This is a genomic window from Streptomyces sp. NPDC058685, from assembly GCF_042714725.1.
GTDB lineage: Bacteria > Actinomycetota > Actinomycetes > Streptomycetales > Streptomycetaceae > Streptomyces.
The window spans coordinates 1-24,434 of sequence record NZ_JBHXSL010000081.1 but is presented as its reverse complement, the minus strand read 5'-3'; the positions used below and the strand labels follow the sequence as shown (position 1 = coordinate 24,434).

Here is a 24,434-nt window from a genome sequence, read left to right as displayed (position 1 = left end):
GGTTCACAGGAACCGGCGCGCCGCCCTCGCTCGTTCACGTCCTCTTCACCGAAAGCCTCGACCTCCCCCGTATACGGAGGGTCCTTCCGCTGCTGTGTTCGATATGCAATGATCTCCTGGCCTTCGGGGGGAAGGCTGGGGGATCGAGCGCCCAACAGGGCTGCGCAGAGGGCTTGTTGACCGTGTTCGACCGTGCCTGATCAATCGTCGGTACGGGGGGTGGCGCCGCCTTCCCGCCCGTTTCCCGTCCGTACTTCCTTCCTGGGCCGACCTTTTGCCGAAAAGACAGGCTGAGAAGAAGTGCGAAGAAGCATGCTGCCCAAACCCGGGCGCGCGAGACGCGCCTGGACGAAGGGGTTCGCGGGGACCGCTCTGGTCACCGCGTCCTCGGTCCTCATGGGTCTGGTGTACGCCGTACCCGCCCAGGCGGACGAACCGGGGGACAATCCGACCGACCCGTGGCTGAGGACGCTGCGGATCAGCCTGGGCGCGGACGCCCGGAAGGACCGCTGCCAGGTGGCCCGGGCCGTCCACTACGGCGGTCCCGAGATGAAGGCCGTGGCGAACGCGGCGCTGTCGGGCACCGACGCCGACGTCAAGGCCGCCTGGAAGGACTGGCACTTCGGCTTCGGTCCTCTCGGTGAGGCACAGACGGCCGACGAGGACGCGGCCAGGGCCCGGCGTGACGCCTTCCGCGTTCGTCAGGAGAAGCTCAACGAGACGAACAAGCCGTACGCGCACGACAACAGCGTCGGCGGACGGGACTACCACGCACCGGAGTTCGGCGGGGACATCCTCGCCTTCGCCACGAAGGAGCGGGAGTTCTCCTACAAGACGGGCGAGGACCCGACGCCCAAGCCGGGCAAGGCTCCCCTGGACAAGGCCAAGGAGGTCATCGCCGCCTTCGACACCTCCGGTGACACCTGGGAGACGAACTACAAGCCGCTCGCCCGCGACGCGGTGGTGGGACTCAACAACGGTGAGAGCGGACGTCCCGGTTCGGCCAACGACGTCGCGAGTGTGCTCCGCTTCGGCGGCTTCCTGAAGACCGCGCCCGAACCCGGCTCCCTGGAGCACCGGGCGGAGGTCGAGTCCCTGAAGGTGGCCTGGGCCGGCTGCGACAGTGACAACCCCGTCGACCACTACCGCGCGCTCACGGGCGTGGTGGTGGACGCGTACTCCGAGTGGGAGGCTGAGTACGCCGGGCAGACCAAGCAGCGCCAGGAGATCGCCGCCGCCGAGCTCACCACGTCCAAGGAGGTCCGGGTCGCCACCGAGGCGATGCTGGAGTCCATCCGGCAGGCGTGGCAGGCGGACCAGATCCTGTACTTCCAGAAGTACTGGGCGGGTCAGCCCAAGGACAGCATCCTGCGTCCCAAGCCCGCGGTCTTCACCAAGGCCGCGGCCGACCTGACCGCCGCCCGCAAGGCCGCTGCGGCGCAGGTCCCGATCGCCGACAAGGCCGTCGTCACCGCCAAGGCCGCGGCCGACAAGGCGACCGCGTCGCAGAGCGCGGCGTGGGCCATCGCGGACGCGGCCAAGACGCCGCGCGGCCGCGGGCTGATGTACGCCCAGCAGTCGGTGCAGGTCACCAAGGCCTCGTACGCGGCGACCCAGGCAGCGGCGAAGACGGCACTGACCGCGTCCAACGCGGCCAAGGCGACCGTGGCCGACAGCCAGGCGCTGCTGGCGCTCGCCAAGACGCAGTCGCACGCGCTGAACACGGAATTCCGCAAGGCCGCGGCCCTGGAGGCCGCCGCCCAGGCCAAGTCCGCCGCCGCGGCCGCGGACGCGCAGGCCAAGGAGGCCGCGGCGAACGCGGCGAAGGCGAAGACCGCGCAGGGCACGGCCGAGGCCGCGGAGCAGACGGCCAAGGCGGGTGCCGCGGAGGCGAAGAAGCAGCGCGGGATCGCCGAGAAGGAGAAGGGGATCGCGGCGGCGGAGCGCGCCAACGCGACGAAGGAGCGGGAGAAGGCGGCCGCCGCGGAGCAGCGGGCCGGGAGCGAGCGGGAAGCCGCGGGACGGGCCCGTACGGCAGCCGAGTCGGCGGGTACGACCGCGGCGGCCAAGCGTGATCAGGCCGAGGAGGCGGAGGCCGAGGCCTACTTGGCCCGCGACGCCGCTGTCGAGGCCGAGCGCGAGAAGAAGGCGACCGCCTCACGCGCCGCGGCGCTGGAAGCGGCCGCCGCGGCAGCGGAAGGCACGGCCGCAGCGGGAGACGCCCGCGAGGCGGCGACCGAGGCACGCAGGGCGGCGAACGACGCGGCCGGGGCCGCCACGCGCGCGCGGGCCGCGGCCAACGAGGCCTCGACCGCGGCGGTGAACGCACGCGCCGCCGCCACCCGGGCCGAGGGAGCGGCGTCCCGCTCGCGGGCCGCGGCGGACAGTGCCTGGTCGGCATACATGACCACGCACGCGGCCGCCGCGACCGCGCACGCCGCGGCCGCGGAAGCCATCGACGCCGCGGCCGCCGCCCGGACCAACGCCAAGAACGCGGAGGCCGAGGCCAAGAAGGCCCAGGCAGCGGCGGTCAAGGCGCGCAAGGAGGCGACAGCGGCCAAGGCCGAGGCGGACAAGACGGCCGCCTGGGCCGTCAGGACGGCCGGGTTCGCGTTCGCCGCCGGTCAGGCCGCCACCGCCGCGCGTGACGCGGCGACGGCGGTCACCAAGGCGGCGAACGAGGCCATCACGACCGGCACGCCGTATCAGGAGACCGACACGTCCGCGGCGTTCGCGGTACTCGTCGGGCAGACCTCGAAGACGATGGCCGAGCAGCAGGCGGCAGCGGCGAAGGCCAAGTCGGACGAGGCCGCCAGGGCGGCCGCCACGGCGAAGGCCCTGGCCGACAAGGCCGCCGGTGACGCCAAGATCGCGGCGCAGGCTGCCGCCGCCGCGGCTGCCGACGCCGCCAAGGCGCTGGCGTCCGTCGCGGCCGCCCGTGCCTCGGCAGCGGAGGCGGAGAAGTACGCAGCCGCCGCGAAGAAGGCCGACCTCGCCGCCCAGAAGTACGACCAGGAGGCAGGCACCGACGCCGTCTACGCGGGATTCGCCGCCACGGACGCCGAGTCGGAGGCTGCCGCCGCCGACCGCGAGGCCACCGACGCCGAGCGGGACGCCGCGAGCGCCCGCGCCTCGGCCGGTGCGGCGGAGAAGGACGCGGCGAGCGCCGATGCCACGGCCACCAAGGCCGAGAAGGACGCCACCGCGGCCGAGACCGCGGCGAAGAACGCGGACGGCGCGGCCAAGGACGCCGACTCGGCGGCCGACCGGGCCGAGGCCGATGAGCGCAAGCGGCTCGAAGAGGCCCGCAAGGCCGCGATGGAGACCGGTGACACCGGGGCCGATGGCCCCACCGAACCGGGTCTGAGCGCGGACGACGAGGCGATTCTGCGGGCGCAGTGCGGTCAGCAGTGCGTCGACCAGTTCCGCGAGGCGCTTGCGGCGGCCAACAAGTCCGTCATCGACTGGGTGCGGGAGAACGGCGGAGAGATCCTGCTCGAGGTGCTCGGCGTCAACAACGTCAAGCGCTGCTTCGGCGAAGGAGACATCGAGAGCTGCCTCTGGTCGCTCGTCGACGTGGGCAGCCTGGTGCTGGTCGTCGGCAAGCTCCCGGCGGTGACGAAGGCGATCGTGTCCGTGGTCAGCGGTGTCGCCAAGTTCTTCGAGAAGGCCCGCTGGGGCAAGAAGGTGCTGAAGTCCCTCAGGGAGATCATCGAGAAGTACCGCAAGGGCGACCTCGGTGAGTGTGTCCTCGACGCGGCCGACCTGTTCTCGGACGTCGCTCAGAGCCCCGGCGCCAGGAGCGCGAAGGCCGCTCCGGGCAAGGGCGGCGCCAGTGCCAGTGCCAGTGCCAAGGCGAGCGGCAAGAAGAAGCGCTTCTGCGGCATCAAGCACGCCTCCCCCGTGGACGACGACTGGTGCAGCAAGAGGGGTGCGCACATCAACCTGCTGAACGGCGCCGAGGTGGGCATCACCACCACGAACGTCAAGGGCGGGATCATGGGCACCCCGATCCGTTCCGCCAACGGCCAGTTCCCGACCGACGCCGAGATCAGGGCCACCGTCCAGGCGATCATCGACGACGACGCCCTTCGGGAGGACCTCATCTCGAAGACGACCGACGCGATGCACATCTTCAACCAGGACGAGCAGGCCAGGAAGTACAACGAGAATCTGGAGCCGGGCCAGAAGCGGAAGTCCCTGAAGTTCGGCTGTGCGACGAACTTCGCGCCGAAGCTGGCCCGTCTGGTGCAGGCGCTGAAGGCGATCAGCGCGCAGAAGGCCGCCGGCTGACCCCTCTTCCGTGAGCAGCCGGGCGAGGAGCCGGCGGAACGGGCCGGACCGCAACAGCGGTCCGGCCCGTTCCCGTTCGGCAGCCCGTTCGGGTACGGACTGTTCCCGTGCGCGAGGCTCCCGGTCGCCTCAGGGGCACATGTGCTCGGTGTCCCGGGCGATGGCGCTGTGCAGCGTCGCGTCGCTCCTGCCGGCCGCGCCTGCCCCCGCCTCGGTGGCGAAGGTGAAACGGACCAGGACCGGCTCACGGTCCACGACGACGGAGAACTGGCTCGCGAGCTCCAGGTCCGACTCCCAGGCCACACGGGCGAGATCGAGCGCGGCACGCAGCTGCGCGAACGTGACGGTCGGCGACATGCTGACCGTGCCCGCGCCCGTCTTCGTGCCCGTGCCGGTGCGGGTGCCGGTGCACGCGGCGGGGATGTCGACGGAATCCGTCCAGGTGCTGAGGGCGACCCGGTGGATCAGGCCGCAGCGGCAGACCTCCAGGCGGACGTCCCCGTACGCGAACGTCCGCGGCCAGGACGGTGCGGCGCCCGGCACGTGGTCCGCCACGGCCGGAGCCCCGAGGACGCCGGACACCTCGTCCAGTGACGCTCCGGGCTTCAGGGCACCCAGCCCGCCCGTCAGCGCCATGTCCGTCAGCACATCCATGATGTTCATACCGGTGATCATCTCAAAGGCCGGTCCCCGTCGGATCAAAGACCGGTCCCCGTCGGATCAAGAACCGGTCCCCGTCGGATCAGCACGAGGGACGACTGTGGGCCGCACCCCTGACTCGGGGTACGGCCCACAGCCTTCTCGCGGCTCCCGGAGGACTCAGTTCCCGGTGTTCCCACCGGTGAAGTAGTTGTGCAGACCCGGCACCGACAGCGTCCCGCCGAACTGACCGGCCTGCTTCACCTTGGCGTTGGTGAAGAACGCGAACGGCACGTTCAGCGGCGGCGGGCTCGTCGGGCTGAAGGTGATCGGGATGAGGCCGAAGAGGTTGCCCTTCAGCTCCTCCGTGTACATCGTCACCGTGCCGCTGCGGATCGTCGACGTGGAACCCTTGTCCGCCTCGACGTGCGCGGTCGTCCCGTTGGGGCCGTCCACCAGCTGGTGCAGGTCCTTGATGTCCACGCCCGAAGCCGTGAACTTCAGCACCTTCTTGATCTTTCCGCTGCCGGTCTGGACCTCGACGATGCCCTTGTAGTCCAGGCCCGTCAGGGTGAGCAGCGAACTCTCCAGCACCCAGGGCTCGTCCGGGAGCAGCGGGAGGCCCGGCTCCAGGTCGGCCGCGGCCAGGGCCTTGGGGTCGGCCTCGGGGCACGGGAAGCGCGGCTTGGCACCCTCGGGGATGTCCGTGTCGCTCTTGGGGTCGAGGCTCTTGACCGCGGCTTCGAGTTCCTCGGTCGTCGCCCCGGCCTTGTCCGCCGCGTCCTTGATGGCGTCCTTGACCTTGTCGGTCTTGTCGTCCGCCTCGTCGGCCTTGTCGGCGGGCTCGGCCGACGGCTTCTCGTCCTTCGGCTCCGCGGGCTTCGCCGTCGGCTTCTCGCTCGGCTCGTCGGCCGGCTTCTCGCTCGGCGTCGACTCGGTGGGAGTCGGCGCCGGCGTGGCCGTCGGCTTGTCGGGACCGTCGAAGAGGTCCTTGAGCGCGTCACCCACACCCAGCGGATCCAGCGGGTTCCTGGTCTCCGACTCGGTGGGCGTCGGGGTCGGCGCCGGCTTCGCCTCGTCGGGCTTCTCCTCGTCGGCACGCCCCGGGTCGGAGGCGGACGGCGTGGTGTCCGGCTTCGGCTCGGCGTTCTCGTCCTTGCCGTCGTTCTCGTCGGCCGGAGCGGTCGAGGACGGGTCGGGCGTCTCGGACGCCTCGTCGGACGGCTTGGCCGACTCGGAGGGCTTGGGCGACTCGGACTCCGCCGGCTCGTCCGAACGTGTCACACACGGACCGGGAGCGAAGGGAATGTCCTTGTCATCGGCGAGCGCCAGCTTGGGGGTGAGGCCCATGCCGACGAAGACGGCGGTGGGCATCGCGGCCAGGGCCATCGCCTTGCCCGCAGGCCTCTGGAGCTTGGTCAGCAGCGACTTCCTCGGCGCCGCGTGCCGCGGCCCCTTTCTGACCTGTGCCCCATCGCCCCCAGCCGTGGTCAGCGGTGTGACATCACCCTGCACTGTTCCTCCCGCCGTTGGATTCGATGGTGGTGTCGTGCGTGTTCGCGCCGTAGGGGCCCCAGGGCTCCGGATCGGCGCCATCCGCCGGCTCGGCCGGTGCGGATGCGGCGGTCTTGTCCTCGGCCGGCTCTGCCTGCGGCTTCCCGGGTACCCAGGCGATCGCCAGAGCGCCACCGAGCATCGACAGCAGGAATCCGACGATGAAGCCGCCGAGGTTGGCGATCGGGATCGAGATCAACGCGAGCAGGATCGAGGCGACTCCCGCGAAGACACGGACGATGTGGTGGAACCACATCGTCAGGCCCAGCGTGACCAGCAGGACGCCGATGATCAGCGATCCCGCCCCCGCGGTCGTCGCCATGGAGAGCGTCATGTGCCCGAGCTTGAACGTCGCGTACGGGAAATAGGCGATGGGGATGCCGCCGAGCAGGGTGAACAGTCCGGCCCAGAAAGGCCGCTGGCCCCGCCACGTGCGGAAGTTCCGCCGAAGGACGCGGAGGAAGTGCTCGTCCCGTCCCGGTGACACTGCAGACTCGGCGCTCATGGAAAACAGCTCCCTGGAACTGGCATTGCTGTGTGAAGAGTTGGGCGGGCGGGCGCAGCCGTGAAAGCTCTACCCGCCCGCCCGGACGGGATGACCGTCAGTAGCACTCGACGCCGTCGCCGGAGCCCTTGAGCAGACGCATGCTCAGGCCGCTGAGCTCGAAGGTGCCGGCGGTGGTCGCCCACGCCTTCTGCTTGACACCCGTCAGCTCGGCACGCTCCGCCTGCTGGGCGAACCCGTTGGGCAGGATCGACTCGTCCTTGACCGCGGGGCCCTTGCCGGTTCCCGGGTTGTCCGTGTCCTTGGCCGCGACGCCGATGTCGATGTTCGTGAACTTGGCGTTCGCGTCCAGCTCGGACACGTCCAGGTACAGGTTCTTCGCCTGGACCGGGGTGCCCTTGTCGCCCGCCTTCAGCTTCAGCGTGATCTTGCCGACGAAGGGCACGTCGGTGACGACCGACTGGCACATCTTGGTGATCGACGCGTTCTTGAAGGTCGAGATGGCGACCGGGTGCGCCGTCTTCTCGTCGCCCTTGAGGTCCTTGTACCCCATGTCGACGCCGCCGTACTGGGCGAACCCAGTGCCGTCAAGATAGCCGGCGGTGACCTTGAACTCCTGGCCGGACACAGCGAACGACGCGGCGAGCGCGCCCTGTGCCAGACCGACGCCTATCGCAGCCGTTGCGGCCACGCTCGGCACCATGACAAGGGCGAACCGCTTCCATCTGGTTCCACCCCGAGTCACTGACTCCATGACTTTCCTCCTTCTCGGACGTACATCTCCGGTCCGGACCGTGGGTCCGTCCTGGGATGGGAGAAGTGCTACGTCCTCGGGAAGGAGAGCGCCTGTACTTTCAGGCGCATCCGCGTCCGAAACACCGGCGATCACCCCCGAGCGACAACCACTGGTCGCGCCTGACACGCATCACGCACAACCTGTCGGACAGGCCCCGCCGTTCGGCAGGAACCCCCCTGTCCGCGACCGGCGCCACTGCCGCCGGTCCACCCGGTGGGGACCCAACGACCACGGCACGGCTGGGGGCCGGGCTGGTGCGGTATTGGACCGAGCGTCGCCGATCGTGGTCCATTACCGGCCGCGACACAAGGGGGTTCGTTACTCGCTAGTAACGGCCTGATAACCACGCCACGACGGGCTGACGCCGACCGGCCACGCAGGGTGCAGGGGGCCGTCTGGCCAGACAGGTGGATTGCCGCCAATAAAGGGACAGAACAAGCCGGTTGATTTACTGCGAGTAACAGCTCGCCGGATTACCAAGTTTTGGTAAAGAGCAGCCGCGTTCTGTCACCTTGTCGCCAAAACGGCGGCGGCGCCTCACCAGCGCCACCGCCGCAAACCCCACAGACCTGGCGGAACGGAACGTTCGACTCAGGCACTTTCAAACATGGCTCAGAACAGCACCCTGGCGAGCGCGGAACGCGCCGCCGTCACGCGCGGGTCGTCGGGTCCGACGACCTCGAAGAGTTCGAGGAGGCGCAGCCGGGCGGCGTCGCGGTCCTCGGCGGTCGTACGGCGCACGGCCTCCACGAGACGGCCGAAGGCGTCCTCCACATGGCCGCCCACCAGGTCCAGGTCCGCCGCGGCGATCTGCGCGTTCACGTCGGCCGGCTTCTCGGCGGCCTCCTGGCGCACCTGCTGCGGGTCCATGTCCTGGACACGGCCCAGCAGTTCGGCCTGGGCGAGACCGAGCTTCGCCTCCGTGTTGCCCGGGTCGTCGGACAGCACGTTCTTGTACGCCTGGACGGCACCGCCGAAGTCGCCCGCGTCAAGGGCCTGTACGGCCGCTTCCAGCAGAGCGTCGTAGGGGCCGGCGGGCACGGGAGCCGGGGCGGTCTCCTCGCCCTGTGCCGCCGCGTCGACCGCGATGCCGGTGAGACCGAAGCGCTCCTCGGCGACCTGCACCAGCTGGTCCAGCGTCTGGCGGATCTGCGCCTCGGGGGCCGCTCCCTGGAAGAGGGGGAGCGCCTGCCCGGCGACGACGGCGAACACGGCCGGGATGCCCTGGATCCCGAACTGCTGCATCAGCATCTGGTTGGCGTCGACGTCGATCTTGGCGAGGAGGAAACGGCCGTTGTACTCCTGCGTCAGCCGCTCCAGCAGCGGGCTCAGCTGCTTGCAGGGCTCGCACCACTCGGCCCAGAAGTCGATGACGACCGGGACCTCGGCGGAACGCTGGAGGACGTCGCGCTCGAAGCCCGCCTCGTCGACGTCGATCACCAGGCTGGAGGGGGCTACGGCACCGCCGCCGCCGGTGCGGGCGGACTCGGCACGGGCCTGCTCCGCCTTGGCCTTGGCCTCTCCGGCCGCCTTCACCGCGGCGAGGTCGACGACGCCGCTCATGGACATGTTCCTAGGCTGCATGAGTACATCCTCCCCCCTCCACGCACGCATGGGAAAACACGGTCACAGGACCGTCGTACGGGTACTGCTCGAAGAACGCGGCGCGGGGTCCCCACCCGTGCGCCAGTGTGGTTGTCGCGGAGCCGGTCACAGCTTTCGCTACGGGTCGTAGCGTAACTGCACCAGCCCGGCCGCGTGTGAGATTTTTCCGGTGAACTGCCTCACAACGAAATGCTTACCGGCCGGTATGGTCGCCGACATGTGCCGCCACACTTCCCCCAAACCCGTACGTACCGGGCGTACGGGCCGCCCCCGCAGCGCCGAGGCCGACTCCGCGATCCTGGACGCGACCCGGGCCGCGCTCGTCGAACTGGGCTGGTCGAAGCTGACGATGGGCGATGTGGCCACCCGCGCGGGGGTCGCCAAGACGACTCTCTACCGCCGCTGGACGAACAAGAGCGAGCTCGTGGTCGATGCCGTCGCCGTGCTCTTCGACGAACTCGAACTGCCCGACCTCGGCAGCCTGGAGGCCGATGTACGGGGCGTGGTCCTCCAGTTCGCGGCCCTGCTGGAGCGGCCGGAGGCCCGGACCGCGCTGATGGCCGTGGTCGCGGAGTCCACCCGGGACGAGGCGTTGCGGGGCCGTATCCGTACGGCGATCGTCGAGCGCCAGAAGCTGTTGGTCCTCGAGGGGCGGGCGCGGGCACAGGCGCGGGGGGAGCTGCCGTACGAGGCGGACGAGGAGACGGCGGCGCGCAACGCGGACCTGATCTTCGACGTGATCGCGGGCGCGGTGGTTCACCGGCTGCTGGTCAGCGCGGAACCGGTGGACGAGACATGGGCGGCCGGCTTCACCCGTCTGCTGCTCTCGGGCCTGGCCTCCCTGCAGAACTGACACCGGCAGGCGCAGAACACGCACGGGCACGGGCGGCGGGTATCCCCGCCGCCCGTGCCCGTGCGTGTGCCGACAACCGGCCGTGGCCGAGGTGTTCAGAAGGTGGTGCTCAGAAGCCCGGCGGTTCGGTGTACGTGCCCCACTCGTCCCGCAGCGCGTCGCAGATCTCGCCCAGCGTCGCCTCCGCGCGGACCGCGTCGAGCATCGGTCCGATCATGTTGGAGCCGTCCCTGGCCGCTGCCAGCATCTTCTCCAGCGAGGAGCGGACGAGCGCGTCGTCGCGGTGCGCCTTGCGGTCCGCCAGGATGCGCACCTGCTCGCGCTCGACCTCGTGGCTGACCCGCAGGATCTCCAGGTCGCCGGTGACCGAGCCGTGGTGGACGTTGACACCGACGACCCTCTTGTCGCCCTTCTCCAGGGACTGCTGGTACTGGAAGGCCGACTCGGCGATCTCGCCGGTGAACCAGCCGTCCTCGATACCGCGCAGGATGCCCGAGGTGATGGGACCGATCGGGTGCTGCCCGTCGGGATGTGCCCGGCGGCCGCGCTCCCTGATCTGGTCGAAGATCTTCTCGGCGTCCGCCTCGATGCGGTCGGTGAGCTGCTCGACGTACCACGAACCGCCCAGCGGGTCCGCGACGTTGGCGACGCCGGTCTCCTCCATCAGCACCTGCTGGGTGCGCAGCGCGATCTCGGCCGCCTGCTCGCTGGGGAGCGCCAGCGTCTCGTCCAGTGCGTTGGTGTGCAGGGAGTTGGTGCCACCGAGGACGGCGGACAGCGCCTCGACCGCCGTGCGGACGACGTTGTTGTAGGGCTGCTGGGCGGTGAGCGAGACGCCGGCGGTCTGGGTGTGGAACCGCAGCCACTGCGCCTTGTCGGTCTTCGCTCCGTACTCCTCCTTCATCCAGCGCGCCCAGATCCTGCGCGCCGCGCGGAACTTGGCGATCTCCTCGAAGAAGTCGAGGTGCGCGTCGAAGAAGAAGGAGAGGCCGGGTGCGAAGGTGTCGACGTCCAGGCCCCGGCTGAGCCCGAGTTCGACGTAGCCGAAGCCGTCGGCGAGGGTGTACGCGAGCTCCTGCGCGGCCGTCGCCCCCGCCTCGCGGATGTGGTAGCCGGAGACGGAGAGCGGCTTGTACGCGGGAATGCCCTGCGCACAGTGCTCCATCAGGTCGCCGATCAGCCGCAGATGGGGCTCGGGCTGGAAGAGCCACTCCTTCTGGGCGATGTACTCCTTGAAGATGTCCGTCTGGAGCGTGCCGTTGAGTACGGCCGGGTCGATGCCCTGGCGCTCGGCGGCGACGAGGTACATGCAGAAGGCGGGCACGGCGGGCCCGCTGATCGTCATGGAGGTGGTGACGTCGCCGAGCGGGATGTCCTTGAACAGGACCTCCATGTCGGCGGCGGAGTCGATGGCGACACCGCAGTGACCGACCTCGCCGAGCGAGCGGGGGTCGTCGGAGTCGCGGCCCATCAGGGTGGGCATGTCGAAGGCCACGGAGAGTCCGCCGCCGCCGTTGGCGAGGATCATCTTGTAGCGCTCGTTCGTCTGCTCGGCATTGCCGAAGCCCGCGAACTGGCGGATGGTCCAGGTACGGCCGCGGTAGCCGGTCGGATAGAGCCCCCGGGTGAAGGGGTACTCCCCCGGCCAGCCGATGCGCTCGAAGCCGTCGTAGGTGTCTCCGGGCCGGGGCCCGTAGACGGGCTCCACCGGATCCCCGGAGAGCGTGGTGAAGTCGGCGTCCCGCTTGCGGGCCTTGTCGTAACGGGCCTGCCAGCGTCGGCGGCCTTCCTCGATGGCGTCAGCGTCCATACCCTCGAATTTACTAGGACGTCCTAGTAAATGTCGATGGGAAGCCCCCGTGAGCCTCGGCGCACGGGGGTGAGGCCGGGTGAGAGCTAGGCCTTGACTGCCGCGGTGGGGCTGTCCGCGATCAGCGGACGGACCTCGCGGGTGATCTTCGGTTCCACGAAGAAGCTGGCCACAGGGATGCAGCCGGCGGCCAGCACCCACAGCAGCTTGCCGAACGGCCACTTCGCCTTGGAGCCGAGGTCGAACGCGAAAATCACGTAGATGATGAACAGCACACCGTGGATCTGCGAGATCAGCATGGTGTCGCCGGTGTCGAACCCGTACTTCAGGATGATCGCGCCGGTGAACACGAGGAGCCACACGGCGGTGATGTAGGCCATCACCCGGTAGCGGGTCAGCACATTCGCTTTCATGGCACCGAGCGTAACCGGGCGCATAGGGCGATCTTCGGGCGGGTGGGACGGTATGGCGGCCCCGCCCCGCCGCAGGCCGGAGCACTGCGGACCACCGCCCGCGTCCCGCCGAGGGAGCCGGGCTACGCGTCGTCGAAGTCGTTCGCCGACAGCCGCAGGGGGCGCAGCATCGCGAAGATCTCTCCGCACTCCTCGGAGTCGTACGCCCCGAGACCGAAGTCCATCTCCATCAGATCGCGCGTGGCCGCCTCCACGACCTCCCGCCCCTTCTCCGTGATGGAGGCGAGGGTGCCGCGGCCGTCGTTGGGATTGGGGCGTTTGGCGACCAGGCCGGACCTGACCAGGCGGTCGACGGTGTTGGTCACCGAGGTCGGGTGGACCATCAGACGCTCGCCGATCTTGGACATGGGCAGCTCACCGGCCTTGGAGAAGGTCAGCAGCACCAGCGCCTCGTACCGCGCGAAGGTCAGCCCGTACGGCTTGACGACGGAGTCGACCTCGGCGAGCAGGATCTGCTGCGCACGCATGATCGAGGTGATGGCCGCCATCGAGGGGACGGGACCCCAGCGCTGCTGCCACAGCTCGTCGGCGCGCGCGATGGGGTCGAAAGGGAGGCTGAGGGGCTTCGGCACGGCACCGACCCTACCGAGAGGTCACATGGCGGTCAGCCCCGTCTCGCCCTTCGGTCCGACGGGCTTCCGCGACGAGCAGCAGACAGCAGAGGGTGCCGATGACTCCGGCGCCCGTCACCACCGTGCTGACCGCGTAGAACTCCGCCGCGAGACCCGCGAGCGCCATGCCCACACCCTGGATCGTCATCAGCCCGGCGGTCATCAGGGTCATGGCCCGGCCGCGCAGCTCGTCGGGCACCGCCCCGATGAACCACCGGTCCACGCCGAGGGTGTACGCGTTCGTGGCGCCGGCGACGACGAGGACGAGCAGGGCGAGGGCGAGGCCGGGGGTCAGCGCGAACGCGACGAGCGGCAGCAGGGAGACCGCGGCCAGCGGGAGGGCGATACGAGCGCGGGTGCCCGGGCGCAGCGCGGACCCGGCGTACAGCTCCCCCGCGATCGTGCCAGCGGGCAGCGCGCACATCAGCAGCCCGAGACCGGCGGGCCCGATGCCGACGGCGTCGGCGTAGGGGGTGGCGAGGACCTCCGGCGCGACGCTGAACATCGGCGGCACCCAGAACAGCAGCATCAGCACGCGCAGTCTGCGGTTGGCGAAGACCTGGCGGGCGCCCGTGAGCGACGAGCGCAGCAGGGCGCCGCTGTCGCCGTCCCGGGCGGGGCGGCGCTTCGTGCCGAACCGGAGCAGCAGCGCGGAACCGAGGAAGGTGCAGCAGGTGACGGCGAGGGCGCCGCGCGGTGGCACCACGGCGAGCAGCAGCCCGCCGAGTCCGAAGCCGGTCAGGACGGCGCTCTGGGACACGATGCGCAGCAGCGACCGGCCGAGGACGAAGAGGTCGCCGTCGCCGAGGATGTCGGCGAGGGTGGCGGTCCGCGTCCCGTTGAAGACGGGTGAGACGGCGGCGATGGCACAGCGGAGGGCGAGCAGCACGGCGACGGGCGTGACGGGCAGCACCATCGCCGCGGCGCATGCGGCGCACACGAGATCGCACAGCACGAGCACCCGTCGCGCGGGGTACTTGTCGGCGACCCCGGCGAGCAGCGTTCCGCCGACGAGGTACGGCAGGAAGCCGAGCGCGAAGGTGAGGGCGCTCAGCAGGGGCGAGCCCGTGAGCCGGTAGATGAGGACGGTGAGGGAGATCTCGCAGACGACGACGCCGAGCAGGGACATGAGGTGCGCGACGAAGACGGCGCGGAACTCGCGGACGCGGAAGACGGCGCCGTAGCCCTGCGGCGGGCCGGTCGACGGTGCTGGTGCGGATGGCGGCGCACCGCCGGCGGGGTGCGCGCCTGCCTTCTCCACGAGGCCGGGATGCGCCCCGGCTTCCTTCCCCCGGGCGGGGTGCGCACCGGCTTCCTTCCCCGGGGCGGGGTGCATACCGGCTTCCGGCGCGAGGCCGGGTTCCGCACCGACCGCCTCGACGGTTGCCGGGCGTGCCTCGACCGCCGTCTCGCCCGCGCGGCTCGTCACGGCGGGCTGCGCATCGGCGGCATCCACGGTCGCGGGGCCTGCAACGACGTGGTGCGCACCGACGGCGTCGGCACCCGCGGGGCGCGCGCCGCCGCCGGCGTCGGCACCCTCGTGACCGCCGGGCGTCGTGTCCGTGGGCACGTTCGTGCCGCCGGGTCCGGAGGGCGGCGGGAGAGAGGGACGGCTCATGGACGCAGACTGCCGACCCGCCGCGCCCGGCCCTAGACTTTCGGCCGCAGCCGAATCTTCAGGAGCCCGTCATGCCGTCCGCCATGCACTTCCGGGAGGCGGACCTCCTGCGCATCCGGTTCGCCGTCTCACCTCTCTGGGAGACGCACGAGGCCGTGCGCACTCTCAAGCGCCCCGACCGGCACGGCTACCACCAGCCCTGGCTCGACCGGATCCGGCGCGATGCCGCACGGCTGGACCTGTCCGCCCTGTGGCTGCTGATGCCCCGGCGCGGCCACGCCCCCGACTTCCTCGGGCCGCCGCCCATCGGCCCCGCCGTGTCCTTCGCCGAGGAGATCGCCGCCGTACGGGCGGCTGATCCCGGCTCCGCCCGCCAGGACATGGCGTGGTCGCTCGCCTGCACGCCCGGCGCCGCCGAGTCACCCGTGGGCCGGGCCCTGCTCGCCGATCCCGCCCGCGCGGTGCGCGAGCTGGCCGATCGGCTGCAGGAGGCGTGGCACGTCCTGGTCGAGCCGGAGTGGCCCCGGCTGCGCACGCTGCTGGAGGCCGACGTGGCCTTCCATTCACGCCGGCTCGCCGACACCGGTATCGAGGGCCTGTTCGCCGATCTGCACCCCCGGCTTCGATGGGCCGACGGCACGCTGACGCTGGAGAGGAGCGGGGACCATGTGCGCCATCTCGACGGTCAGGGCCTGATGCTGCTGCCCAGCGTGTTCTGCTGGCCGGACGTCGTGACCGGCTTCGAGCCGCCCTGGCAGCCGACCGTCGCCTATCCGGCGCGCGGGATCGGCGCCCTGTGGAGCGAGCCCGCGGCGAGCACGCCGGACGCGCTGGCCCGGCTGCTCGGCCCCAAGCGGGCGTCCGTGCTCGTGGCCCTCGACGAGCCCGCCGGAACGAGCGCCCTCGCGCACCGGCTGGGTCTCGCGCCCTCGTCCGTGTCCGCGCATCTGTCGGTGCTGCGGGACGCGGGCCTGCTGACCTCACGCCGCTACGGACACCAGGTCCTCTACGAACGGACCCCTCTCGGCATCGCCCTGGCGGCCACGCAGCCCGGCGCCTGAACTCGGGCCGTGCTCAACGGCGGTTGGAGCGCCGCAGTTTGTGCCAGACAGCGCGCTGGGCCACCGGACCGAGTTCGTCGAGGGCCGCCGCCAGGACCGTGAGCTGCTCCAGGGCGGCCAGCGCACGCTCCGCGCCGCCCGGATCGACGCCCTCGTACAGTTCGAGGCCCACGAACGCCGCGGCGACCGCACGCGCGAGACCCACCGGATCGGCGAACTCCCCCAGCGGAGACGCCACGAGGACCCTGCCCAGTACCTTCTCGATCTCGGCGATCCACAGCTCCAGGCCCGCGGCGGTGGCGGGCGCGAGGCGCGGCTGGGTCTGCGCTCCGGCGAGCAGCTGGCCGAGGACCGCGACATGGCCGCCGGCCCGTTCCTCGGCGTGCATCTCGCGCCCGAACGCGAGGAGTTCGGCCAGTGTGCCGATCCGGCCGAGCCGTTCGCGGTAGCGGGACACCCGCTGCTCCGCACCGTGGCGGCAGGCCGCGGCGAGCAGTTCGTCGACAGAGCCGAAGTGGTAGAAGACGAGCGCCTGGTTGACTCCGGCGGCGGCGGCGATGGAGCGGGCGGAGGTCTTGGCGATGCCCTGCTCGGTGAGCGTGCGCAGCGCGCCCTCCAGCAGTTTCTCCTTGGTCTCCTGGCTCACACCCGTATCTCCTCGCGTACCGGGCGCAGCCCGGCGCGCACCCCGTGCGAGCGTACGTCGACGTACTCGGCCGTGAACGAACCCTCGTAGCCGAAGAGCGGCCCGAAGCGGCGGTTGGTCACCCGCACGCGGATGCGGAAGCGTCCGGTGGCGTCGTCGTAGGACTCGCGCACTTCGGCGTCGCCGCCGATCAGTTCGGGAACCCGTAGGTCCACCGGCCCCTCGCGGAAGCGGTGTTCGCCGGAGCGGATGAGCAGCGAGCCGTCGGGCTCGGCGAAGAGGCGCAGATCGCTGGCGAGATGCTGGTGTGTGCCGAGGTAGTCGACGATGCGGTCGCCCGACGGGGCGGCGACCATCGTCGCGTCGAAGCGGCGCGGTCCGCCGGGCAGGGCGAAGGTCCGGACGAAGGTGACGGTCTCCCGGCCGTAGCTGTCGGCGTACGGGAAGTTCTCGATGGTGAAGGGGACACCGCGACCGGTGCGCGGCACCAGGATGTTGCGGCTGCCGCCGAGGGCCAGGAACGGTTTGACGAAGCCGCGACCGTGCCAGATGCGGTCCATCACCCCGCGTCCGACGCATGCCTCGCCGCCGGCCAGCCCGACGGAGAAGCGGCGCTGGAGCTGCGGGTGCAGCCGGCCGAAGTCGTCGCCCATGACGGTGCGGAAGATCGAGCTCATGCGTGCTCCAGGGTGTTCGTCCGCTCCAGGGAGCCGAGAAGTGCGGGCGGGGCCGCCGGTCCCGGCGGAGTGCGAAGGCAGCGGCGGGCGGCGGGCGTGCGGGGCGAGGGCGGCAGCACGACCGCGGCGACGGCGGCCGCGAGACCCGCGAGGGGGTCCAGCGACAGGGCGGTCCCGGCGGCCAGCACCCGGACGCCGAGGTCGGCGAGTGCGTGGACCAGTGCGCGTTCGGGGGTGATTCCCCGCTCGCACCACAGCCGCAACCGGTCGAAGGACCAGGCGGTGGCCCATCCCATGAGCGGACGGAAGACCAGGCGGTCCGCGACGCGGCCCGGCCGGCCCCAGCGCGGGCGGTAGTCGTACCCGGTGAGGAAGCGCACGCCGTCGGCCGTCGGGACGTAACGCCAGTAACCGCTCCCCTCCTTCAGCAGCGAGAGGGGGTGCGGCGAGGCGAACCGGAGGGCGGAGACGCGGTCGCCGGCCAGGTGGCGCTCCCCCGCGGAGACACCGGTGCCGGCGACGGTCAGCCAGGGCAGGACGCGGGTCGCGTACCGGAAGCGCTGCGGCTCTCCCGCACGGCGCGGCAGGTAGTCGATCTCGGTGAAACGCAGGTCCCAGCGCTGGTGTTGCGCCGGCTCCTGGGTGCGCTCCCAGAGCGTCTCCAGCTCCGCGCGTACGCACGTCTCGATGTACAGCCTCATGCCGAACCCCCGTACAGCCGGTTTTGAGCGACCGCTCAAAAGGAAGGTAGCAAGGATTTGAGCAGTCGCTCAACCCTCCTTCGACCACGAGATCCCGTACAGGAGGCCGGCCCCGGGCACGAGAAAGCCCCTGGCTCCCAGGAGCCGGGGGCTGACGCGAAGAAGAGACGAAGCGAAGAGGGGAGGGCGCGGGTCAGGCGGACAGATGCCGCTCCACCGTCGTCACCTTGGAGGTGAGACCGTCCTCGACGCCGGGCCGGATGTCCGCCTTGAGGACCAGGGAGACGCGCGGCGCACGGGCCTCGACGGCGGCGACGGCACGCTTGACCACGTCCATCACCTCGTCCCACTCCCCTTCCACCGAGGTGAACATGGCGTCCGTGCGGTTGGGCAGGCCCGATTCACGGACCACCCGCACGGCGTCGGCGACATGCTCCCCGACATCCTCACCCACGCCCAGCGGCGTGACGGAGAAAGCGACGATCATGCGCTGACCCCGTCCTCGCGGCGGGCGCGGGAGGCGATGACGGCGTCGTCGGCCGCGCGCCGCAGCTTGCGCTCGGCGTAGAAGCCGCCGAAGGGCAGCACGGACAGGACGAAGTAGAGGGCCGCGGTCTTCAGGTCCCACTTGGTGCGGTTCCAGGCGTCCAGCCAGAAGAGCACGTAGAGGATGAAGAGCACACCGTGGATCGCGCCCATGACCGGAACCGCGTTGAACTCCGTCGTGCGCTTGAGCACCGAGCAGACGAGCAGCAGGAGGAAGGAGATGGCCTCCGGCGCGGAGACCAGGCGGAGACGGTGGAGTGACGAGGCGGTCTTGATGTCCACGGGGGCACCTTCGGTGGGAGGGGCGGCAGTGATCTTGTGAACGCGCTCACAAGCGCTGCACCATTGTGGCAGCTCACTTTGCCAAGGCTTTGTCCGGGGGTCCGTCCAGGAGTCCGGGATCTTCCCTCGGGCCCTGTTCGTCCAGCCCACGTCCGGTTAACGTCGCTCCGTGGCAATGTTCCGGCTCCAAGGGAGCAAAGTGCTCGCGGTCGACATGACCGGCGACGCCGTCAAAGCGAAGAACGGCTCGATGGTCGCCTACGACGGCCAGATGGCGTTCAAGAAGATGTCCGGCGGCGGTGAGGGCATACGCGGGATGGTCACCCGCCGCCTCACCGGCGAACAGATGGTCGTGATGGAGGTGAGGGGCCAGGGCACCTGCTACTTCGCCGACCGCGCGTCCGAGATCAACCTCGTGAACCTGCACGGCGACAAGCTCTTCGTCGAGTCGAGCAATCTGCTCTGCACGGACGGGGGTCTGCGCACCGGGACCACCTTCACCGGTCTGCGCGGCGGGGCGACGGGCAACGGCCTGTTCACCACCACCGTCGAGGGCACCGGCCAGGCCGCGATCATGTCGGACGGCCCGGCGGTGATCCTGCGGGTGACACCGCAGTACCCGCTCGCGGTCGACCCCGGCGCGTACATCGCCCACCAGGGCAACCTCCAGCAAAACTTCCAGTCGGGTGTGACCTTCCGCACCTTTCTCGGCGAGGGCGGCGGCGAGGCCTTCCAGATCCGCTTCGAGGGCGACGGACTCGTCTACGTCCAGCCCAGCGAGCGGAACACCATCGGGGGCGACGTCTGATGCCGTTCCGTGAGATCAACTCCAAGATGGTCGAGGCGACTCTCGGCCCGGGCCAGAAGATGTTCAGCCAGCGCGGCGCGATGCTCGCGTACCGCGGCGAGGTCAGCTTCACGCCGAACATGCAGGGTGGCCAGGGCGGCCTGATGTCGATGATCGGCCGGCGCGTGGCCAACGAGGCGACGCCGCTGATGACGGTCGAGGGCAACGGCACGGTGATGTTCGGCCACGGCGGCCATCACATCCAGGTCATCCAGCTCACCGGCGACACCCTCTACGTCGAGGCCGACCGGCTGCTCGCGTTCGACGGCACCCTCCAGCAGGGCACGATGTTCATGGGCTCGCAGGGCGGGGTCATGGGCATGGTCCGTGGCCAGGTGACCGGCCAGGGCCTGTTCACCACGACGCTCAAGGGCCACGGCGCCGTCGCGGTGATGGCGCACGGCGGTGTGATCGAACTGCCGATCATTCCCGGGCGCGCGGTCCATGTGGACCCGCAGGCGTACGTGGCTCACCACGGCGACGTACGCAACAAACTCTCCACCGCGCTGGGCTGGCGCGACATGGTGGGGCGCGGCTCGGGCGAGGCGTTCCAGCTGGAACTGAGCGGCAGTGGCGCGGTGTACGTCCAGGCGTCGGAGGAGAAGCTGTGAGCACCCCGGTGGTTTTCGACCCGATGACGCTGCCGAGCGACGACAACGTCAACGCGTACACGTTCTGCGTGGAGCTCAAGGGCAGCCAGTGGTTCCTGCAGAAGGGGAAGATGATCGCCTACTACGGGCGCATCGACTTCAACGGCATCGGTCACGGCCGGCTCGACCGGCTGATGCGGACCTCGTTCCACTCGCCGCTGCACGCGAGCGACTGGGTGGTGGCCGAGGGCAGCGGCAAGATGCTGCTCGCCGACCGCGCCTTCGACGTGAACTCCTACGACCTGGACAACGGCAATCTGACGATCCGGTCCGGCAATCTGCTCGCCTACGAGCCGACGCTGGCGCTGAAGCAGTCGATCGTGCCGGGCTTCCTGACCCTGATCGGAACCGGGAAGTTCGTCGCCGCGTCCAACGGGCCCGTGGTCTTCATGGAGCCCCCGCTCCGGGTGGATCCGCAGGCGCTGGTGGGCTGGGCCGACTGCCCCTCCCCCTGCCACCACTACGACCACGGCTATATGACCGGCGTGATGGGAGGGCTGCGGGCGATGACGGGGATCGGCGGTGCCTCCGGCGAGGAGCACCAGTTCGAGTTCATCGGCGCCGGCACGGTACTGCTCCAGTCCACCGAGATGCTGATGGCGGAGACGGCGACCGGCGCCGTTCCGCATCAGGCGGGGGTGCCGGGCGGCCATGGCGGAGGGACCCCAGGTCAACCGGCGGGCACACCCCGTCTCCCCGGTCAGCTGGGGGACCTCCAGCGTCGCTTCGGCCTGTGAGCGGTAGTCTGCGGAGTGTGACGTCGAACGTCTGCACCCACCGGTGCGCTGCGCCTTTCGTGTACGGGTGCCCGGCGTCACAGCTCCACAATTCGTCCGTCTTTCAACTTCTTAGGTAGAATCCATATATGGAGACCGAGACGGCCACCCGCTGGCTGACCGATGACGAGCAGTGCGCCTGGCGCACGCACCTGGACGTCAGCCGACTGCTGATGCACCAGCTCGAGAAGGACCTCCAGCCGTTCGGCCTGACCAACAACGACTACGAGATCCTGGTCAACCTCTCCGAGTCGCCGGACCGGCGGATGCGGATGAGCGACCTGGCGGCGGCCACGCTCCAGTCCAAGAGCCGCCTCTCCCACCAGATCACGCGCATGGAGAGCGCGGGCCTGGTCCGCCGGGAGAACTGCGAGTCCGACCGCCGCGGGCTGTACGCGGTCCTCACCGACCAGGGCACCGAGACCATGCAGAAGGTCGCGCCGCACCATGTCGCGTCCGTGCGCAAGCACTTCATCGATCTGCTGACGCCGGAGGCGCTCGCGGACCTGCGGGCGTCGCTCTCGCCGGTGGCCGACCACCTGCGCGGTCGGCGCGGCAAGGCGTAACCGGGTCGCTGTCCTACGCGGCGGGCAGGCGGAGCTCGAAGAGCGCGCCGCCCGCCGCGGCCCGGCCCAGCTCCAGCGTTCCGCCGTGGCGCACCGCCACATCGCGCGCGATGGCGAGCCCGAGGCCGGCGCCGCCCTCGTCCCTGCTGCGGGCGTCGTCGAGGCGCACGAACCGCTCGAAGATCCGCTCCCGTTCGCCCTCGGGGACCCCGTCCCCGTCGTCCGCGACGCTGAGCACCACCTGACGCCCCTGCCGGGTCACCGAGGCGCTGACCGACGTACGCGCGTGCCGCTGGGCGTTGTCCAGGAGATTGCCCAGCACCCGCGCCAACTGACCGCGCGATCCGTTGACTTCGAGCCCTTCACCGGCTTCCACCGCCACCGCGATCCGGTCGCCCGTCCGCTGTGACGTCTCCTCGCGCACCAGCGCGGCCAGGTCCAGCCGGGTGCTCCCGGGCCGCTCCCCCGCGTCCAGCCGGGCCAGCAGCAGCAGATCGGCGGCGAGCTGCTGAAGCCGTACGGTGTCCTCCACCGCGCCGGGCACATCCAGCAACTCCGGGTGCGCAACGCCCACTTCGAGCTGGGTGCGCAGCGAGGCGATGGGGCTGCGCAGCTCGTGCGAGGCGTCCGCGACGAAGGCACGCTGCCGCTGGACGGATGCCTCCAGCGCGGCCAGCGTCTCGTTGGTCGTCCGGGCCAGCCGGGCGACCTCGTCCCGCGAGCCGGGCTCCGGAACGCGCCGGGAGAGATCCTCGGACGCCGTGATGGCCGCCATCTCGCTCCGGATGCCCTCGACCGGCTGAAGGGCGCGACGGGTCACCAGCCATGTCACCCCGCCGACGACGACCAGCAGCAGCGGCAGCCCGACCAGCATGGCTTCGCGCACGGTGTTCACGGCGTCCTGCTCGGGAGCCAGCGGTGCCCCCGCGTAGACGGTGAGCGTGAGACCGTCGCCGTTCGCCGCCTCGACGGCGGCGAACCGGTACTCGGCGCTCTCGCCGTCCACCGTGGCGCTGCCCGTGCTGAAGCGCGGTTCGGCGCTCGACACCTCGCCCGGGCGCGGATCGTCGTCCTGCTCCTGCCCGTCGTCATCGTCGTCGCCCGCGGGCGGCGGGACCGCGCGCTGGGGCTTCACCTGACCGGTCGCGGTGCCGGAGATGCTCTCCAGCCCTTCGCTCACGGCCCGCACCCGGCCCTTCTCGTCGACGATCTGCACCGGCCGCTCGTCGCCGTCGGGCAGGTCGAGCCGGTCGAGCGCCGTGCCCAGGGCGACCTGGGAGGCCGTCTCGCGGGCGGCGACCTCGGCCTGGAGATCCGTCTGGTCGATGAGATTGGTCCGCAGCACGAGGAGGACGGAGACGCCCGCGGCGATCAGGGCGACGGCGACGACCAGGGTGGCGCCCAGAGCGGCTCGCGCCCGCACCGACCTCATCGCGTGGCCACCAGTCGGTAGCCCGCGCCGCGCACGGTCTGGATGCGCTCGGCGCCCAGCTTGCGGCGCAGCGAACTGATGTAGACCTCGATGATGTTGGGATCGCCGTCGTAGGCGAAGTCCCAGACGTGCTCCAGGATCTGCGCCTTGCTCACCACGTCCCCGGCGCGCACGGCGAGCTGCTCCAGGACGGCGAACTCCTTGGCGGTGAGCGAGGCTTCCTCCGCACCGCGGAAGACCCGGCGGGCCGCCGTCTCCACCCGCAGATCGCCCACCGTGAGGACGGGGGAACCGGCGGCCGGACCGCGGCGGCGGAGCAGGGCCTTGATCCTCGCGACGAGGACCACGTACGAGAAGGGCTTGGTCAGGTAGTCGTCGGCGCCGGTGTCGAGTCCCTCGGCCTCGTCGTACTCACCGTCCTTGGCCGTGAGCATCAGGATCGGGACGTCGTGGCCCGCCGCGCGCAGCGCCCCGCAGACGCGGTAGCCGTTCATGCCGGGCAGCATGATGTCGAGGACGACGAGGTCGTAGTCGCCGTCCGAGGCCCGGTGGAGCCCCTCCAGACCGTCGTGGACCACGTCCACGGCATAGCCCTCGGCCGTCAGTCCCCTGGCGAGGGACAGAGCGAGCCGCTTCTCGTCCTCCACGATCAGCAAACGCATGTGCCCAGGGTCGCGCACCGAAGCTGAAGAACCCTTCAGGTGGCTTCAGCTCGGGTTCAGCATCACCCGGGGAGATTGGTTCCCGTCGCAACCAACCGATCCCTAAGGACACCTCATGAAGCGCAAGATCCTGATCTCCGCAGTGGCCGTGGCGGCCCTGGTCGGCGGCGGCACCTACACCGCGGTGGCCGCCTCGGCCGACGACACCGCGCCGACGTCGAAGGTCACCGTCTCCCAGGCGGTGGACGCGGCGCTCCAGAAGGCACCGGGCACGGTGGAGTCGGCCGGCACGGACGACGACGCGGGCGTCTGGGAGGTCGATGTGCAGGGCAAGAACGGCGACGACCGCGAGGTGACGGTGGACGGGTCGGGCAAGGCGTCCGCCGCCCAGGACGACAAGGGCGACGACGACCGGTCCGACGACAGCGGGTCCGACGACGCGGCCGAGCGCAAGGCCCTGAGCGCGGCGAAGGTCGACGCCCGGCAGGCGAGCGCGGCGGCGCTGGACTTCCGCCCCGGCACGGTCACGGAGGTCGAGTTCGACGACGGTCACTGGGAGGTCGACGTCCGGGGCGAGGACGGGGCGTCGCACGACGTGACGGTGGACGCGACGACGGGCAAGGCGTCCGCGTCGCAGGACAAGGCCGACGACACCGACGACACCGACGCCGCCGACGACACCGCCGACGCCGCCGACGCCAAGGACGACAAGGCCAACAGCGCTTCGGACGACGGCACTTCGCAGGACAAGGCCGACGACGGCTCCGACGACTGATTCCCGGTACGGCCGCCTCCGGCCGTCTCCCCGGCCGCCGGCGGGGCTCGATCGAT

Annotated in this window: 24 protein-coding genes; 8 read left to right on the top strand and 16 right to left on the bottom strand. The window is 70.7% G+C overall.

The window, feature by feature from the left end:
• The first annotated feature begins 312 nt into the window (after nt 1-312).
• On the top strand, nt 313-4,293 hold the full coding sequence (locus ACFWU3_RS34735; RefSeq protein WP_384445358.1) for an ALF repeat-containing protein: 3,981 nt from the start codon (nt 313-315) through the stop codon (nt 4,291-4,293).
• Nucleotides 4,294-4,422: 129 nt separating this feature from the next.
• Here ACFWU3_RS34735 and ACFWU3_RS34730 read toward each other — a convergent pair whose 3' ends face one another.
• The 5 genes from ACFWU3_RS34730 to ACFWU3_RS34710 form a co-directional block, all read right to left on the bottom strand.
• Nucleotides 4,423-4,956: a hypothetical protein gene (locus ACFWU3_RS34730; RefSeq protein WP_384445356.1), complete on the bottom strand. Its 534-nt coding sequence runs from the start codon at nt 4,954-4,956 to the stop codon at nt 4,423-4,425.
• 156 nt (nt 4,957-5,112) lie between these two features.
• Entirely contained in the window at nt 5,113-6,447 is a 1,335-nt protein-coding gene (locus ACFWU3_RS34725) for a hypothetical protein (RefSeq protein ID WP_384445354.1), read from the bottom strand.
• Complete coding sequence (locus ACFWU3_RS34720) at nt 6,437-6,991, bottom strand: DUF6114 domain-containing protein (RefSeq protein ID WP_384445352.1); 555 nt, start codon at nt 6,989-6,991, stop codon at nt 6,437-6,439. Before ACFWU3_RS34720 ends, ACFWU3_RS34725 begins: the two co-directional genes overlap by 11 nt.
• Nucleotides 6,992-7,088: 97 nt before the next feature.
• The gene (locus ACFWU3_RS34715; RefSeq protein WP_356706712.1) at nt 7,089-7,745 is read right to left on the bottom strand and encodes a DUF6230 family protein; all 657 of its coding nucleotides are present in this window, start codon (nt 7,743-7,745) and stop codon (nt 7,089-7,091) included.
• A gap of 654 nt (nt 7,746-8,399) precedes the next feature.
• Nucleotides 8,400-9,371, bottom strand: a complete 972-nt coding sequence (locus tag ACFWU3_RS34710) for a tetratricopeptide repeat protein (RefSeq protein ID WP_313944019.1) — start codon at nt 9,369-9,371, stop codon at nt 8,400-8,402.
• A gap of 238 nt (nt 9,372-9,609) precedes the next feature.
• On the opposite strand from ACFWU3_RS34710, the gene ACFWU3_RS34705 reads away from it, so the two are divergent.
• A complete protein-coding gene (locus tag ACFWU3_RS34705; protein ID WP_313944020.1) occupies nt 9,610-10,245 on the top strand; it encodes a TetR/AcrR family transcriptional regulator in 636 nt (211 codons plus the stop codon).
• Nucleotides 10,246-10,354: 109 nt separating this feature from the next.
• On the opposite strand, the gene ACFWU3_RS34700 is transcribed toward ACFWU3_RS34705, so the two are convergent.
• From ACFWU3_RS34700 to ACFWU3_RS34685, 4 genes are all read right to left on the bottom strand, one after another.
• Complete coding sequence (locus ACFWU3_RS34700; RefSeq protein WP_384445349.1) at nt 10,355-12,055, bottom strand: methylmalonyl-CoA mutase; 1,701 nt, start codon at nt 12,053-12,055, stop codon at nt 10,355-10,357.
• An 86-nt stretch (nt 12,056-12,141) separates the two neighbouring features.
• The gene (locus ACFWU3_RS34695; RefSeq protein ID WP_384445347.1) at nt 12,142-12,468 is read right to left on the bottom strand and encodes a DUF3817 domain-containing protein; all 327 of its coding nucleotides are present in this window, start codon (nt 12,466-12,468) and stop codon (nt 12,142-12,144) included.
• 122 nt (nt 12,469-12,590) lie between these two features.
• The gene (locus ACFWU3_RS34690; RefSeq protein ID WP_384445345.1) at nt 12,591-13,100 is read right to left on the bottom strand and encodes a MarR family winged helix-turn-helix transcriptional regulator; all 510 of its coding nucleotides are present in this window, start codon (nt 13,098-13,100) and stop codon (nt 12,591-12,593) included.
• 10 nt (nt 13,101-13,110) lie between these two features.
• The gene (locus tag ACFWU3_RS34685; protein ID WP_384445362.1) at nt 13,111-14,475 is read right to left on the bottom strand and encodes an MFS transporter; all 1,365 of its coding nucleotides are present in this window, start codon (nt 14,473-14,475) and stop codon (nt 13,111-13,113) included.
• 353 nt (nt 14,476-14,828) lie between these two features.
• Here ACFWU3_RS34685 and ACFWU3_RS34680 point away from each other — a divergent pair, with 353 nt between their 5' ends.
• Nucleotides 14,829-15,818: a DUF5937 family protein gene (locus tag ACFWU3_RS34680; protein ID WP_384445343.1), complete on the top strand. Its 990-nt coding sequence runs from the start codon at nt 14,829-14,831 to the stop codon at nt 15,816-15,818.
• 13 nt (nt 15,819-15,831) lie between these two features.
• Here ACFWU3_RS34680 and ACFWU3_RS34675 read toward each other — a convergent pair whose 3' ends face one another.
• The 5 genes from ACFWU3_RS34675 to ACFWU3_RS34655 form a co-directional block, all read right to left on the bottom strand.
• Complete coding sequence (locus tag ACFWU3_RS34675; protein WP_384445341.1) at nt 15,832-16,464, bottom strand: TetR/AcrR family transcriptional regulator; 633 nt, start codon at nt 16,462-16,464, stop codon at nt 15,832-15,834.
• Complete coding sequence (locus tag ACFWU3_RS34670) at nt 16,461-17,141, bottom strand: DUF4166 domain-containing protein (RefSeq protein WP_384445339.1); 681 nt, start codon at nt 17,139-17,141, stop codon at nt 16,461-16,463. Before ACFWU3_RS34670 ends, ACFWU3_RS34675 begins: the two co-directional genes overlap by 4 nt.
• Nucleotides 17,138-17,842: a hypothetical protein gene (locus tag ACFWU3_RS34665; RefSeq protein ID WP_384445337.1), complete on the bottom strand. Its 705-nt coding sequence runs from the start codon at nt 17,840-17,842 to the stop codon at nt 17,138-17,140. The genes ACFWU3_RS34670 and ACFWU3_RS34665 overlap by 4 nt, the downstream gene beginning before the upstream one ends.
• A gap of 193 nt (nt 17,843-18,035) precedes the next feature.
• Nucleotides 18,036-18,329, bottom strand: coding sequence for an MTH1187 family thiamine-binding protein (locus tag ACFWU3_RS34660; protein WP_384445335.1), 294 nt, complete (start codon nt 18,327-18,329; stop codon nt 18,036-18,038).
• Nucleotides 18,326-18,670, bottom strand: coding sequence for a DUF3817 domain-containing protein (locus tag ACFWU3_RS34655; RefSeq protein ID WP_327680083.1), 345 nt, complete (start codon nt 18,668-18,670; stop codon nt 18,326-18,328). Before ACFWU3_RS34655 ends, ACFWU3_RS34660 begins: the two co-directional genes overlap by 4 nt.
• A 175-nt stretch (nt 18,671-18,845) precedes the next feature.
• Between ACFWU3_RS34655 and ACFWU3_RS34650 the strand changes: the two genes are divergently transcribed.
• The 4 genes from ACFWU3_RS34650 to ACFWU3_RS34635 all read left to right on the top strand — a co-directional run bounded on the left by ACFWU3_RS34650 (nt 18,846) and on the right by ACFWU3_RS34635 (nt 21,509).
• Entirely contained in the window at nt 18,846-19,478 is a 633-nt protein-coding gene (locus ACFWU3_RS34650; protein ID WP_384445360.1) for an AIM24 family protein, read from the top strand.
• Entirely contained in the window at nt 19,478-20,128 is a 651-nt protein-coding gene (locus ACFWU3_RS34645) for an AIM24 family protein (RefSeq protein ID WP_384445333.1), read from the top strand. The genes ACFWU3_RS34650 and ACFWU3_RS34645 overlap by 1 nt, the downstream gene beginning before the upstream one ends.
• Nucleotides 20,125-20,904 carry an AIM24 family protein gene (locus tag ACFWU3_RS34640; RefSeq protein WP_384445331.1) on the top strand — a complete coding sequence of 260 codons (780 nt, stop codon included), beginning with the start codon at nt 20,125-20,127 and terminating at the stop codon, nt 20,902-20,904. The genes ACFWU3_RS34645 and ACFWU3_RS34640 overlap by 4 nt, the downstream gene beginning before the upstream one ends.
• Nucleotides 20,905-21,032: 128 nt before the next feature.
• Entirely contained in the window at nt 21,033-21,509 is a 477-nt protein-coding gene (locus ACFWU3_RS34635; RefSeq protein WP_340475461.1) for a MarR family transcriptional regulator, read from the top strand.
• Nucleotides 21,510-21,522: 13 nt separating this feature from the next.
• On the opposite strand, the gene ACFWU3_RS34630 is transcribed toward ACFWU3_RS34635, so the two are convergent.
• Together ACFWU3_RS34630 and ACFWU3_RS34625 are read right to left on the bottom strand one after the other, a co-directional pair.
• Nucleotides 21,523-22,941, bottom strand: a complete 1,419-nt coding sequence (locus tag ACFWU3_RS34630) for an ATP-binding protein (protein ID WP_384445329.1) — start codon at nt 22,939-22,941, stop codon at nt 21,523-21,525.
• On the bottom strand, nt 22,938-23,603 hold the full coding sequence (locus ACFWU3_RS34625; RefSeq protein WP_384445327.1) for a response regulator transcription factor: 666 nt from the start codon (nt 23,601-23,603) through the stop codon (nt 22,938-22,940). The genes ACFWU3_RS34630 and ACFWU3_RS34625 overlap by 4 nt, the downstream gene beginning before the upstream one ends.
• A 115-nt stretch (nt 23,604-23,718) precedes the next feature.
• Between ACFWU3_RS34625 and ACFWU3_RS34620 the strand changes: the two genes are divergently transcribed.
• The gene (locus ACFWU3_RS34620; RefSeq protein WP_384445325.1) at nt 23,719-24,378 is read left to right on the top strand and encodes a PepSY domain-containing protein; all 660 of its coding nucleotides are present in this window, start codon (nt 23,719-23,721) and stop codon (nt 24,376-24,378) included.
• The last annotated feature ends 56 nt before the right edge of the window (nt 24,379-24,434 follow it).